This window comes from Streptomyces sp. NPDC048584 (assembly GCF_043199595.1).
In the GTDB taxonomy this organism is placed as follows: Bacteria; Actinomycetota; Actinomycetes; order Streptomycetales; family Streptomycetaceae; genus Streptomyces; species Streptomyces edwardsiae.
On record NZ_JBICWF010000004.1, the window covers coordinates 100,100 to 112,601 of the forward strand.

A 12,502-nucleotide genomic window follows, 5' to 3' on the forward strand; every position below is an offset into this window, starting at 1 on the left:
GAGGCAGACCATGTTCACCGTCACCGGCTCGTTCGCCGACGGTGCGACCTATGTCGTGCAGGTCACTGGGCGGTCGGACCGCCCGGTAATCGGGTCGCACCGGGCCGCGGCTCTGGTGGAGCTCCACATGGGCGAAACGGTCGCCCTGTCACCAATCGGTCCTATAAGGGCCGTTGCCGGGGACGACGGCACGTCCGTCCTCGCCATATTCCGCAAGTACACCAACGTGATCGAGGAGAGCGGGGCCGTACCGCGAAGGGTGCACGTTCTGGGCAACTGACCAAGATCGCTCTAGCGGAATTACGCAAAGAACGATCGTGATGAGCTGTTACCCGCCACACGGTTCCATGTCGGTGGTGGGCCACGTGCCCAGGGACAGGAGGGAAAAGACCACGGCCCCCTCTTGGGTGTCCGGGAACAAAGCGTCCGGCGAAAGCGGGCGAAGGGTACCGTTCGGGCCACGTTCCCAGAGGTTGCCGTTCGCGTCGCTAATGGCTAGGCCTCTCAGTGCCCACCATTGCCCGCTCCGCGAGAAGAGCTGCGCTAGCTTCTCAATTGGCATTTCGACTCGCGTGCAGGGTGGCATCGGTCCCAGGGAGAGGTATGCCCCGTCTTCCTTGACCCAGATGTTTGCTGGGTCCAAAGACCTGTTGACTAGAACGTAGTTCTCCGCTTCGCGCCAATAGGTGATGAGGGCAACCTGCTTCCGTGAATCCTCAACTCTCTGATCTTGAGACTGTGCGAGCTGGTCGTTGGCCAGCTCGGCCGACTTCACAGTCCCCCAAGCTGTGACTGTTAGGCCTACTGCGGCTACGGCAGCAGCAAGGACAGCAGTGTGCTTTGCCCAGTCCACCCCCTGGTACCACTGGCGGATCCTGCGGGCGGGAAGCGCCAGCCATCCCCTTGACCCTGCGGGCGGGCGAGGCGACGGGGCCCTCTGCCTGGTGGGTGGCCGTGGCGGCAGCTGTCGCACTCGTAACCTGGACTGTCGGGGTCGTTGAGGTGTTGGCATCACGCCTCGTCTGCTCGTGGTTAGGCTCGCACAGACGTCATCGGGCTACTCTGTGGTTCCCGCGACAGGACACAAACGATCTGGCGCCGCATCGTGTCGCCGTGACCAGATACGGATTCGCCATCAAGGCTCTCCCCAAGGGCGGTAAGCCGTTCGGGGACGAAGAAGACGACGAGCAGCCCGAGGGCGCCGAGGAGGAGACGCTCGAGGGCGACGACCCCGCAGCGGCGCTCGAGGACCCTTCCGCTGACATGGGCCAGGACCCCGCGGCGCCGCCCAAGGACCCGACCGCGCCCCCAGAGGAACCAGCCGCCGAACCGCCCGCAGAGGGAGCCGATCCCCCGGCCGAGGGCGAGGAGCCGGTCGACGTGCCGGAGCCGCCTGCCGACGACGCCCGGCCCTGGGCGGGCGACATGTACGACGAGGGCGACGAGACCGACCCGGCCGACTCCTTCTCCGCGTACACCGGCAGTAACGGTGAACAGGCTTGGTTGGATCGGGCTCCAGACGGCACACTGACCGGGTGGGTCAGGGACAGTACGGGCCAGGTATGGCGCTACACCGATCCGGACGCGTGGGCGGTCGACGTGGACGGCGCGCACATGACCCGCACCCACAGCCAGGCCGACGAACCCTCCGCCCCGCCCGCGGACGCCCCACTCGGCAACCGCGGCGTACAGGACTCGATGTTCCAGCAAGGGAGCTGACGTGCAGTTGACCCGCAGCACCGCCCTCGCGCTCCAGCAGGAAGGCAAGGCCGCCTTCGAGGCGGGCGACCCCGCTGACTCCAGCCCGTACAACAGGTTCGGCAACGCGGAGCAGCAGTTCGGCTATCAGTTCTGGACCCGCGGCTACATCACGGCGCGTTCGGCCGCTGAGGGCGCCCAGGAACCTGCAGGAGCCAGCGCAGGACGTTAGCCAGACGCGAACGGCACGGTGCCCGGCGGCCCACTGTCCACCGCCGGAGGTTCCCCGCCGTGCCGAGCGCTCCACCCACCAGATCGTCACACCCGAACACCCTGCGAGGCACCAGCCGGGCAATCTACGCCGTCACTGGCGTGGTCGACGAGGTCAACGACCTCATCGTCCCCGGCGCCTTCGCCCACACCCTGGCCACCCGTCGCGTCAAGGCTGTATGGCACCACGAATGGAAGGACGCCGTCGGCGTCGTCCTGCACGTCGAGGAGTGGCTACCTGGCGACCCCAGGTTCGCCGACGTCCCCGACTGGCCTGCCGAGGCCGGCGCCCTGGTCGCAACCGTCGAGTACAACCGGCGTACCAGCAAGGGCCGCGACACCTACGAGCAGGTCAAGCAGTGGTACGAGCACGGCGAAGCCGCGTTCTCCATCGGCTACCGCGTGCCCGCAGACGGAGCCACCCGCCGCGGTGACGGCGTCCGTGTCATCCACCGCCTCGACCTGTTCGAAGTGAGCCCCGTCCTGCACGGCGCGCACCCGATGACCCGGGCGCTCGAGGTCAAGGCCGCAGCCAACCCCGGCATGGAGTACAAGGCGACGCCCAACGTCGTCGAACTCGACGCAGGGAAAGACGAGGACCGCATCAAGGTCGCCGGACTCGTCCTCAAGGCCGAGGACACCGGCCGCGTCCTGCTCATCCAACGCGCCCTCGACGACGAGGACCCGGCCGCCGGAACCTGGGAGTTCCCCGGCGGGCACCTGGAGAAGGAGGAGGACGCGCTCGCCGCGGCACTGCGCGAGTGGCAGGAGGAGACCGGCGCCGAACTCCCCGGATCGGCGAGCGTCGTCGGCTCCTGGACCGCCCCGAACGGCATCTACCGCGGGTTCGTCGCCATAGTCCCCGGCGAGTCCCACATACCGCTGAACCGGCCTCCCAGCGAACGACGGGTGACCAACCCCGACGACCCTCAGGGCGAAACGCCAGAGGTCACCGCCTGGTGGCCGATCACTGCCCTCCCCGACATGTCCCTGCTCCGGCCTGCATGCCGTGAGACCCCCTGGTCCCTCCTGGCAGGCGCCACCCTGCCGCAGGGCCCGGCGGCCAAGAAGCCCAGCGCCGAGGCCGAGCAGTTCGCCGCCGGCGTCATGAACACCTACGCCGCTCTCGGCACCACGGAAGCGAAGTCCGCACGCGCCGCAGTGGCCGCCGCCCGCTCCGTCCTGCCGCGCATCGAGCACAAATCCGCCCGCTCCACGGTCGCCGAGGCCAAGAGCCAACCCTCGCCCCTTCCGGAGGCTTCTGCGATGTCCCCCAACCCCCTGCCCGAGTCCCAGGAGCAGTTCCGCGCCCGTCTCTCGGACAGCGTCCGCGAACTCCTCGACCAGGACGGCCAGACCTGGACGTGCATCGAGGGCACCTACCCGGACCGCGTCATCGTCTCCGTGCACAGCGAGGACGAGCGGCGCAGCAGCCACTACGCCATCCCGTACACGGCCACCGCGAACGGGGAGATCAGCCTCGGCACCCCTCAGCCCGTCGAACTCGCCACCGTCGTACTCCCAGAGGGCGCCAGCGCGCAGCGCACGGCCACCGACTCGGAAGACGTCGACGCCCGCGTCGTGCAGCCAACCGTGGAAGCCCTCGCCGATGCCACTGCCCGCATCAACACCGCTGAGGCCGACCCGGACCAACTCACGGGCGTACGGGACAAGGTGCGCACGCTGATCGCCGCTCTGTCCGCGAAGGGCCTCGACGTCGCCGACGACGACACCGGAGCCCCGGAGGCCGCCCCCCGGGACCGCACGGCTGGCCCTACCGGCATGGACCTGTGGGACGAGTACTCGTTCAACGACGAGGAGGACGAGGACGAAGTGCCCACGGAGGAGGCTCCGCCGCCCGCCGAGGACGACGTCGACGAGGACACGGTCCGGCTCGACGAGGACGAAGTGAAGTCCGCGCTCGCCATGATGCGGAGCTGAGTCGCACGACTCAGTCTCACCCTTGCTCCCGCACCCTGTGCGCACCATCCCGCAAAATCGCAGGTCAAAACCTATGCGCTGCCCACTCTCGACTCCCTGAGCGGGCAGCGCGCGACGTTACCCCCTCTCTCCCTCTTCACTCCCGCCTCGCGTTGAGGCTGTCCCGGTGCTGGCCGGGCGGAGCGACGCACGTCAACCGCACCCCAGCACCAGGGAGAGAGCAGCAATGCCCGACAACGCTCGCATCAAGGAACTGCAGAAGCAGCTCCAGGCCAAGAGCGCCGAGGCCGAGGAGATCAGCAAGTCCTTCAAGGTCGAGGACGGCGGGTTCGTCGTCTCCACCGAGCAGGCAACCAAGTTCCGCAAGGTCTCCAGCGAGGCGCAGGAGATCAAGGCGCTCATCGACGCCGAGCAGGGCCTGGTCGAGATCAAGCAGTACCTCGACGCCCCGGAGACCACGCCGGCCGCGGCCGCGCACTACGGCAAGACCCCGACCATGGAGGAGAAGTCTCTGGGCGACATGTTCGTCGACTCCGACTCCTTCAAGCGCGCCAGCGCTGCGGGCTTCGACGATCGCCCGTACATCCGCGCCGCGATGGAGGGGAAGTCGATCTTCTCTCTGAGCGCCGGCACGGTCACGCACCAGACCCTCGGCAGCGTCCAGAACCTGGGCATCGCCGAGCGGGCCTACCGCAAGTGGCACATCCGGGACCTGTTCCCGAAGTCCTCGACCAAGCAGGCCGTCCTCTACGGCGCCCGGGAGACCGGCTGGACGAACAACGCGAGGCAGGTCAAGGAGCGCTACGGCGCCGACGGCACCAGCCCGGCGACCGGCGCGGACACCGACACCTGGGGCCGCGCGCCTCGGTCGAAGCTGTCCCTGACCCCGGTGATGTACCCGGTCGCCGAGGTCGCGCACCTGATCGACGCGCACAAGAACATCCTGAGCGACGAACCGAGGCTCAAGACGTTCATCAACGGGCGCATGGTCGAGGGCGTCAAGTACCAGGAGGACTGGGACTTGCTCCACTCCGTCGGCGACGGCCAGTCCCTCACCGGCATCTACAACACCCCCGGCGTTCAGCAGTACACCGGGTTGGCGACCGACAAGTACTCGGTCCAGATCCGGCGTGCCATCACCAAGGCGCTCCTCGCCGAGTACGAGCCGACCGGCATCGTCCTGTCGCCCACGATGTGGGAGCACGTCGAGGTCGAAGAGGACGACAACGGGGCCTTCCGCGTCGCCATCGCCGTGGCCATCGGCGCGGAGAAAAAGGTCTGGCGCCTGAACGTCGTCGAGACCACGGCCATGTCGGATGGGGACTTCCTCATCGGCGCCTTCGGCCTCGGCGCGCAGCTCCACGACAGGGAGAACGTCAGCGTCACCGTCTCCTCGGAGAACGCCGACAACTTCGAGAAGGGCCTGATCACCTTCCGCGCGGACGAGCGCCTGGCGCTCGAGGTCCCGCGGCCCGAGTCCTTCGTCATCGGCACCTGGACCCAGCCCACCGGCTGACCCGCACGCGGGTGAGGGGGCGCGCCCCGCCGCGGGCGGGCGCACCCCCTCCACGTACCACCACCACGACCAGGAGGACGCCGGTGATTGAGAAACAACCCATTGGCCTCGCGGAAGAGTTGGACGCGCTCGCCAACGCCCCCACCACCCACCGGGGCCCACAGTGCAGCGTCGGCGCATTCCTGGCCGCCGCGGACGAGAAGGCAGCGGCCTCCCTGCGGGCGGCCCTGGACTCCGACCGCGTCACGGCGAAGTCCATCGCCGACACCCTCAGCCGGTACGGCGACGCAGTCACCGCGTACACCGTCGCCCGGCACCGGCGCCGCGGACAGTCCAACGGATGCCGGTGCGAGCGATGAGCCTCGACAGCGACCTGCAGGCGCTCCTCGAACCGGCCTCCTCCGAGCAGAGCCACCCCACGCAGGCCCAGCGCACGCAGCCGGCCGCCCCCCGAGGCTGGGAGGCAGGAGTGCGGTTCGAGCCCGGCGGCACGATGGTCGTCACAGCCCCGCCCACTGAGGCGAAGCCCGGCGGCGAAGCTGACTGGCGCGAGCGTGTCGAGGCGATGGGACTCGCCATCCCCGATGGGTTCCGCGTCCGTCTCGTGGAGGCCAAACACGACCCGGCCGCCTGGCATCGCGACAACCAGGGCGACGACGCGGTGACCCGGGCTGTGTGGCGCTGCCGCTACGTAATCGAACCGGCCGCTCCCGCCTGGCAGTCCGCCGGCGACGTCGACGCCCTCGTGCGCGATGCAATGCGCCGCCGTCGCAAGACCCGGCCAGCGGTCGACACCGCGGACCGCGCCCTGGTCGTCGTCTACGCAGACGCCCAGGCCGGAAAGGTCGGCCGGGACGGCGGAACCCCCGAGCTGATCGCGCGCGTCGCCGACCGCTTCGACAAGCTCGACGACCACGTACGCGACCTCAAGGCCATCGGCCGCGGCCCCACCGCGGCGTACTGGATGGATGCCGGGGACTGCGTCGAGAACTACGAGAACACCGCCCAGCAGGCGTACACCAACGACCTGACCATGACGGAGATGATCCGCGTCCACCGCCGGATCACCTTCGAGGGCCTGGACCGACTCGCCGGACGCTTCGGCCGTGTCGTCGCCGCAACGTGCGGCTCGAACCACGGCCGAGTGCGGCGCGGCCGTGAGGCCGTCGGCCCGCCCAGCGACGACTGGGGCATTGAGGTCCTGTCGCAGATCGCCGACGCGTACGCCCGCAACGAGGAGGCCTACGGGCACGTCAGCTTCGTCATGCCGGAACGGTGGCGGGAGTCGGTGTCGCTGGACGTCGCGGGCACCATCGTGGGCCTGTCACACGGGCACCAGTACCCGCGGCCCGACAAGGCCCTCGACTGGTGGCGCGGGCAGACCTTCGGACGGCAGCCGATCGCCGACGCGGACGTGTTGATCACCGGTCACTTCCATCACTTCCGGGCCCAGCAGGCGGGCAACGGCCGTCTGTGGATTCAGGCCCCCACCCTCGACAACGGGTCCGACTGGTACACCGCGCGCAGTGGAGAGGTGTCCGCGTCCGGCCTGCTCGTGTTCAGCATCGGCCCCGACGGCTGGGACGACCTTCGGCTCCTGTGAGGGCACCAAGATCGTTCTTGCGCAATTGTGCAAGCCCCGCCCAGGGCGCGACCGTAGCGCTCTCTGCCCTCCATCCTTCCGAGGCCACCACAACGGAAGCAGCGGAAGGAAACCCATGGGGCTCTACCGAGAGAACGGGCAGCGGATCACGAAGGCGGCGTTCCCGGCCGTCACCATCACCGACCCGCCCAAGCGCATCACCGAGAACGTCTACCAGACCGAGCCGTACGGCCGCGGCGACGGCCGCCCCGAGGGCTCCCGCCGTCACCTGCTCTACGAGGCCGGGGACATGGTCCCTCAGTCCGTGATCGACCGGCTGTTCACTGCGGCGACGATCGGCACCGTCACACCGGCCACCGGCCCGGCCGCGGGCGGTACCACCGTCACCATCACCGGCACCGCCCTCGACGGCGTCTCTGCGGTGAACTTCGGCGCGACCGCCGGGACCGAACTCAACGTCGTCTCCGCGACCGAGCTGCGCGTCAAGACGCCCGCGGGCGCGGCCGGAGCGGTGAACGTCGTCCTCGTCGACGACGGCGGCAACGTCACCAAGACGGGCGGCTTCATCTACGCGTGAGGACGAACACGCAAAGAGCCCCGGGGCTTGGGCCCGGGGCTCTTTTGCTGCTTGCGGGTGGCCTTAGAACAGCTCGCCGGCTAGCCAACGCAGGAACTCCCACACAGCCCTGGTCGCCAGACTCACGCCCAGACGACGGACCAGTGACTCCCTGTCCTTCGGTTCGTTCTGCTTTCTCAAGCATCACGCCCCCCTTCCTGAGAAGTACCTCGAGTTCTCGAGGCCTTTTGGCCCCTATCCACAAAGGTCTTCGTCCAGGAGAGCGAGCTGATCGTATCGCCGATCCTCCGTCATCTGACCCGCACTGCAGGGATCGCGCAGGACGCGACACAAGCCGCGTCCGGTGTGCAGGGTGCGCGCCGACCGGACTACCACCCGAGAGGGAGCCACCCATGGCAGGCACCACCCGTACCCGTAAGACCGCCGCGGCGCAGCCCGCGGAGGCCGGCAACACCCCCGTCGCCGAGACCGAGAAGACCACTGCGGAGCCCGCGGGCGATCCGGCCACCGAGGAGACCACCGCCGCGGCGGCCACCGAGGAGTCCCCCGCAGTCGAGACCAGCCCGAAGGCGCCCGACGTGGCCCCGCTGGAGCCTCCGGCCGTCCACGAGGCACCCGAGCCCCCGGCAGAACCCGGTTACGTCTCCCCGACCGAGGTCATCCCCGACGACATCGCTGAGGTCATCCTCGACGACGCCACCAAGCAGCCCCCGACCGACATCGACGCCGTGTTCCAGCCCGTCACCCCGCACGGCTCCGCTTTCCGGTGCACCGTCCGCCTGGTCGAGCGGACCTACGTGGGCCCGCACAGCAACCCGATCGAGCGGCTGCTGCAGCCCAAGGGCGCCCATGTCTCCGAGAGCATCGCCGCCCGCATCCGTGAGCGCCTGGTCGCGCAGGCCGACGCCACCAGCACCGAGAAGTAAGGGGGCCCGGGGTGTCGGTCGTCGACTACGAACCCATGTACGGCGGGGCGCACTACGACCCCGAACCGGCCGGCGGACAGGTCACCAGCCTCGTCCTCTACAACGGCCCGGAACGCACCACCGAAGTCGCCGCGGCAGGGCCGGGCACTCGACTGCGGCCCGGGACGTACCGGTTCGCGTTGCCCGACGTGCCGCCCGGCCGGTACTGGGCCACCGTCGCCTTCACCCCAAGCAGCGGCGCCCAGCCCGTCAAGGACCAGTCCCTACGGCTGGACCTTCCCCTCGGGCTGGGCCTCGCCACCTCCCCGGAAGCCGTCGCCGACGACCTCGGCGTACCGCTCCCGCTCACCCCCGCGCAGCGCGACGCACTCACGACCGCGATCCGCCGGGCGCAAGCCGACGTTGAGGGATACCTGGGACGGTCTCTCGTTCCCCGCGTCGTCACCCGCACCGCGGTCACGCCCTACTGGCGCCCCACCGAAGATCTGGCCGACCCCGAGGCATGGCCGTTCGACATCGACGACGGTTGGCAGGTATCCGCCTACCGCGACCGCGGAGACGGCACGTACGACGTCGACCTCCTCGTGGGGCTGAACGGCGCCGCCGAAGACCCGATCGTCCGCTACGTCACCGCCCACGCCGCGGAGTCCGAACGTAACCGGCCCGGCGGCGTCGGCGCCCAGGGCCGCCGTGTCTCCTCCGTGAGCGCCGAAGGACAGTCGATCTCGTACGACTCAGCGCCCACGACCGGTCAGGCCGGCGCCCTGCCGACCATCGACACCCTGTCCCGGCTGAAGCGCCGCCTGTGGCAGCCGCTCAACATCCCACCGCGCCCTCCGTGGCCGTACTCCTCGACCCGCTACCGCAGCGGCCGCTGACGAAGGGAGCTGCCCCGCCATGGCCGTCGTACTGCCGAACGCCAGGCTGACGGTGTACGTGCTCGCACACCCCTGGGAGCGCGACGCCAACGGCGTGCCGGTACCGCCGAACCCCAACGAGAAGCCGCCCCCGCGCGGCACCTGGCCCGGGTCGGTCCTCGAGCAGAGCGACGGTTCATGGTCGGTGCGCCTCGACCCGCAGGCGTGGCCACTGGAGGCCGGCGACACCATCACGGACGAGACCGGCCGCTCCTGGACCTTGTTTAGCGCCCGGCTCCACGCCGTTCCCGGCTGCGCGGATGCCGACTACGTCCAGGCCGCGGCCACGCTCAACCCTCCGGAGGTCCCCTGATGGCGAAGTTCACGCCCGCGCCGGGCCTCGAAGAGGCGCTCGCCAGGATGGTGGCGCCCTCCGTCCACCGCATCGCTCAGCAGGTAGAGATCGAGGCGAAGCGACTCGCCCCGCCCGTCAAACGGTGGGTCACCGTAGCCGACGACAAGGTGCGCCCGACCCACGTTGCTGCCCAGGGCCAAGAGGTCCCGGGCAATCTGCGGTTCGCCATCAACTCGATGGACTGGGACCGCCGTCACCGCGGCGTTGGAGCGAAGACGTACATGCGGGAGCCCAGGGACCAGTCGTCCCGCGCCGTCGCCAATATCAAGAACTGCCGGTGCACGACCCACAGCGACCCGGACGGCATCGCGAAGAACATCAACACGGGCCAGCCCGTCATCGCCGGGAAGAAGGTCACCGTGACCGTTACCGCTCGCGGCCGCCTGGTCGTCGAGGCCGAAGTGGGCACGGTCTACCCCGGCAACCTCGTCGCCGACGGCGCGCACTTCATGTCCCGCGGCGCCGCCATCGTCGCCGCCCGACGCTGAGCACGCGACACAAGCGGCCCCCGCCCGCACAGTGCGCACCATGGCTACGAACACCACTCCCAGGAAGCCGGCGGAGGAGTCCGCCGAGACCGTTACCGACACCGCCGCGGCCCGCCCCGAGCGCGCCACCCGCCGGGCCCCGGCCCTCGTCGGCCCGCCCCTCGGCGAGGCCCAGGAGCCGGTCACCGTCACCCTGTCGCATCACCTGCGCATCGACGGCACCGACTTCACACCCGGCGCCGAGATCACCGTGTCCCCCGACTACGCCCGCCGCCTCCGCGGACAGGGCTTCACCGCCCGCACCTGATGACCGAACTGACCCTCGCGGACGCCGACCCGGTCTCCGTACTCCTCGCCTGGCTCCAACAGAGCGCCGCGGCCGCCGACGCGCTCGGCGGCTCCGGCCGCGTGTCCGGGATGGCCGAGGCCCCATGGCCGCACCTCGCCATCGGGCACGGCCCCGGCGGAGATCTCCGTGACCTCCGTTGGGCCACAGCACCGGAGGTGACGCTCGAGGCGTACGGAGATCCCGGCGGCTGGCCGGGCAAGGCGGAGCTGCGGCGCATCCTCATCCGCTGCGCGAATGCCGCCCAGGACATCGTAGAGGCGCCCCACACGCCCGACCGGCCGGTCATCAACGGTGTGATGCCCTCCGGCCTCCTCGTCTGGTCGCCGCTCGTCGACGGCCAACCCCGGTGGTTGATGAACCTCTCCGTGACCCTCCACCCGTGACCACGCGACGTTAACCACCCCGGCTCTCCAAGGTGTCCGCGCCCTAGCACCGGACACCTTGGAGAGCACGTCATGGCAGGCGAGAGCGCCAACAACAACGAGATCGTCATCCCGGCGATCACCCGGATCTACCTGGCCCCCGTCGGGTCGCAGGCCCCGGCCGACGCTACGTCGCCGATGCCCGAAGTCCTGCGGAACGTGGGCCTCACCACTGAGGACAGCCTCAAGTTCAACAGCGAGCCGAACTTCGAGCAGGTGCGGAGCGCACAGTCCTCCTACCCGACCCGGACGTTCCAGACGACTGACGCGGCGACGATCGAAGTCGACCTGCAGCAGTGGTCCGGCGCAAACTTCCGGGCCGTGTACGGCGGGGGCGAGATCACCGAGATCACCGTGGCCGGCCAGACCGGCGTCAAGCACTACAAGTTCGCCCCGCCGAAGATCGGCGGCCGCACCGAGGTCATGGCCGTCGTCGAGGTCGTCGACGGTGGCAAGCACTACCGGTACGTCTTCCCGCGCGCGATGCAGATGGAAGGCGTCTCCAAGGACCTCGCCAAGACGAAGGAGGCCGTGCTGCCCTTGCGTCTCGCGGTCCAGGGCGGCGACGAACTCGACGCCTGGTACCTCATCACCGACGACCCGGCCTTCGCGCTGCCGACCACTCCGTGACCCCTCGCGGCAGCGCGCGACGCAAGCCCTCACGGCTTGCCACTGTCCGCGCGCTGCCGCACCACCGCGACTCAGCTACGCAGACACGAGAGGTCACGCACATGTCGTTCGTCATCGACCTGGACGCCGAACGCCGCGAGGTTCAGTACCCCGACGGTATCCCGGTCAAGTTCGGCGGAGAGCAGTTCATCTTCCCCGCGGAGTTGCCGGCCGAAGCCCTCGATCCGATCCTGTCGGACGAGTTGGACCTGGTCGGCCTCCTCGGTGACGTCATCGACTCCGCCGACGGCGACGCCGGTATCTCCGAAGTCGTCACCGCCCTGTTCCGGCGCCCGTCCCTGCCGCGGAAGTTCCTCGCCGCGATCCGGGAGACGTACGCGATCCTCCTCCGTGACCAGCACGAGGACTTCCTCAAGCAGCACCCGTACATCGGCGACTACGTCCGCCTGACGACCGCCCTGACTCGCGTCTACGGGGTTGAGCTGGGGAAACTCTTTCGGTCGGTCGACTCCTCCGCGAACGATTCGCAGACGTCGAATCCGACCTCTCCCGCTACCACGGCATCGACGCCCGACGCGTCTGGCTCCGACCAGGACAGCGCGGATTCCTTGGAGTCCGACGGCTGATCTCCCTCGTCGACGGACTGCCAGACGACTCCCGGGTCCGCTCCGCCCCCGTCGGGGGCTGGACCAAGGTCCTGGAACTTCTGGCGCTGATCGTCGACGAGGTCGGGCTCCTGGCCGCAGACAAGCGGCGTGAGGAGCCGACCCACGTCATCCGCCCGCCTCGCTCCAGCGAGGGCGCCGCACG

Annotated in this window: 16 protein-coding genes; all 16 read left to right on the forward strand. The window is 69.5% G+C overall.

Features of this window, described 5'->3' with window-relative positions; all coding sequences use genetic code 11:
- Positions 1-10: 10 nt before the first annotated feature.
- Positions 11-280, forward strand: coding sequence for a hypothetical protein (locus ACGFR9_RS10825; protein ID WP_393205481.1), 270 nt, complete (start codon positions 11-13; stop codon positions 278-280).
- 833 nt (positions 281-1,113) lie between these two features.
- Positions 1,114-1,719, forward strand: coding sequence for a hypothetical protein (locus tag ACGFR9_RS10830; protein ID WP_393205484.1), 606 nt, complete (start codon positions 1,114-1,116; stop codon positions 1,717-1,719).
- A gap of 1 nt (position 1,720) precedes the next feature.
- Positions 1,721-1,930 carry a hypothetical protein gene (locus tag ACGFR9_RS10835; RefSeq protein WP_358278826.1) on the forward strand — a complete coding sequence of 70 codons (210 nt, stop codon included), beginning with the start codon at positions 1,721-1,723 and terminating at the stop codon, positions 1,928-1,930.
- Positions 1,931-2,070: 140 nt separating this feature from the next.
- A complete protein-coding gene (locus ACGFR9_RS10840; protein ID WP_393205487.1) occupies positions 2,071-3,909 on the forward strand; it encodes an NUDIX domain-containing protein in 1,839 nt (612 codons plus the stop codon).
- A 226-nt stretch (positions 3,910-4,135) separates the two neighbouring features.
- The gene (locus ACGFR9_RS10845) at positions 4,136-5,425 is read left to right on the forward strand and encodes a phage major capsid protein (RefSeq protein ID WP_280843910.1); all 1,290 of its coding nucleotides are present in this window, start codon (positions 4,136-4,138) and stop codon (positions 5,423-5,425) included.
- An 83-nt stretch (positions 5,426-5,508) separates the two neighbouring features.
- Entirely contained in the window at positions 5,509-5,784 is a 276-nt protein-coding gene (locus tag ACGFR9_RS10850) for a hypothetical protein (RefSeq protein ID WP_388535615.1), read from the forward strand.
- Complete coding sequence (locus tag ACGFR9_RS10855) at positions 5,766-7,028, forward strand: hypothetical protein (protein WP_393205492.1); 1,263 nt, start codon at positions 5,766-5,768, stop codon at positions 7,026-7,028. Before ACGFR9_RS10850 ends, ACGFR9_RS10855 begins: the two co-directional genes overlap by 19 nt.
- A 115-nt stretch (positions 7,029-7,143) precedes the next feature.
- Positions 7,144-7,605 carry an IPT/TIG domain-containing protein gene (locus tag ACGFR9_RS10860; protein WP_393205495.1) on the forward strand — a complete coding sequence of 154 codons (462 nt, stop codon included), beginning with the start codon at positions 7,144-7,146 and terminating at the stop codon, positions 7,603-7,605.
- Positions 7,606-7,997: 392 nt separating this feature from the next.
- Entirely contained in the window at positions 7,998-8,531 is a 534-nt protein-coding gene (locus tag ACGFR9_RS10865) for a hypothetical protein (RefSeq protein WP_393205498.1), read from the forward strand.
- Between the two features lie 11 nt (positions 8,532-8,542).
- On the forward strand, positions 8,543-9,409 hold the full coding sequence (locus ACGFR9_RS10870; RefSeq protein ID WP_393205501.1) for a hypothetical protein: 867 nt from the start codon (positions 8,543-8,545) through the stop codon (positions 9,407-9,409).
- Between the two features lie 19 nt (positions 9,410-9,428).
- Positions 9,429-9,761, forward strand: coding sequence for a hypothetical protein (locus ACGFR9_RS10875; RefSeq protein WP_393205504.1), 333 nt, complete (start codon positions 9,429-9,431; stop codon positions 9,759-9,761).
- On the forward strand, positions 9,761-10,291 hold the full coding sequence (locus tag ACGFR9_RS10880; RefSeq protein ID WP_393205507.1) for a hypothetical protein: 531 nt from the start codon (positions 9,761-9,763) through the stop codon (positions 10,289-10,291). The genes ACGFR9_RS10875 and ACGFR9_RS10880 overlap by 1 nt, the downstream gene beginning before the upstream one ends.
- 40 nt (positions 10,292-10,331) lie before the next feature.
- Positions 10,332-10,598 (forward strand): hypothetical protein, encoded by a 267-nt coding sequence (locus tag ACGFR9_RS10885; RefSeq protein WP_393205510.1) that lies wholly within the window; start codon positions 10,332-10,334, stop codon positions 10,596-10,598.
- The gene (locus tag ACGFR9_RS10890) at positions 10,598-11,023 is read left to right on the forward strand and encodes a hypothetical protein (protein ID WP_393205512.1); all 426 of its coding nucleotides are present in this window, start codon (positions 10,598-10,600) and stop codon (positions 11,021-11,023) included. The genes ACGFR9_RS10885 and ACGFR9_RS10890 overlap by 1 nt, the downstream gene beginning before the upstream one ends.
- A 72-nt stretch (positions 11,024-11,095) precedes the next feature.
- A complete protein-coding gene (locus ACGFR9_RS10895) occupies positions 11,096-11,692 on the forward strand; it encodes a hypothetical protein (RefSeq protein ID WP_393205515.1) in 597 nt (198 codons plus the stop codon).
- Between the two features lie 101 nt (positions 11,693-11,793).
- Positions 11,794-12,318 (forward strand): hypothetical protein, encoded by a 525-nt coding sequence (locus ACGFR9_RS10900; protein WP_393205518.1) that lies wholly within the window; start codon positions 11,794-11,796, stop codon positions 12,316-12,318.
- Positions 12,319-12,502: the final 184 nt, after the last annotated feature.

Excerpts from the sequence above, each read along its gene's own strand:
- ACGFR9_RS10825 (WP_393205481.1), top strand. The coding sequence starts at position 11 with ATGTTCACCGTCACCGGCTCGTTCGCCGACGGTGCGACCTATGTCGTG.
- ACGFR9_RS10845 (WP_280843910.1), top strand. The coding sequence starts at position 4,136 with ATGCCCGACAACGCTCGCATCAAGGAACTGCAGAAGCAGCTCCAGGCC.
- ACGFR9_RS10855 (WP_393205492.1), top strand. The coding sequence starts at position 5,766 with ATGCCGGTGCGAGCGATGAGCCTCGACAGCGACCTGCAGGCGCTCCTC.
- ACGFR9_RS10860 (WP_393205495.1), top strand. The coding sequence starts at position 7,144 with ATGGGGCTCTACCGAGAGAACGGGCAGCGGATCACGAAGGCGGCGTTC.
- ACGFR9_RS10865 (WP_393205498.1), top strand. The coding sequence starts at position 7,998 with ATGGCAGGCACCACCCGTACCCGTAAGACCGCCGCGGCGCAGCCCGCG.
- ACGFR9_RS10875 (WP_393205504.1), top strand. The coding sequence starts at position 9,429 with ATGGCCGTCGTACTGCCGAACGCCAGGCTGACGGTGTACGTGCTCGCA.
- ACGFR9_RS10880 (WP_393205507.1), top strand. The coding sequence starts at position 9,761 with ATGGCGAAGTTCACGCCCGCGCCGGGCCTCGAAGAGGCGCTCGCCAGG.
- ACGFR9_RS10885 (WP_393205510.1), top strand. The coding sequence starts at position 10,332 with ATGGCTACGAACACCACTCCCAGGAAGCCGGCGGAGGAGTCCGCCGAG.
- ACGFR9_RS10890 (WP_393205512.1), top strand. The coding sequence starts at position 10,598 with ATGACCGAACTGACCCTCGCGGACGCCGACCCGGTCTCCGTACTCCTC.
- ACGFR9_RS10895 (WP_393205515.1), top strand. The coding sequence starts at position 11,096 with ATGGCAGGCGAGAGCGCCAACAACAACGAGATCGTCATCCCGGCGATC.
- ACGFR9_RS10900 (WP_393205518.1), top strand. The coding sequence starts at position 11,794 with ATGTCGTTCGTCATCGACCTGGACGCCGAACGCCGCGAGGTTCAGTAC.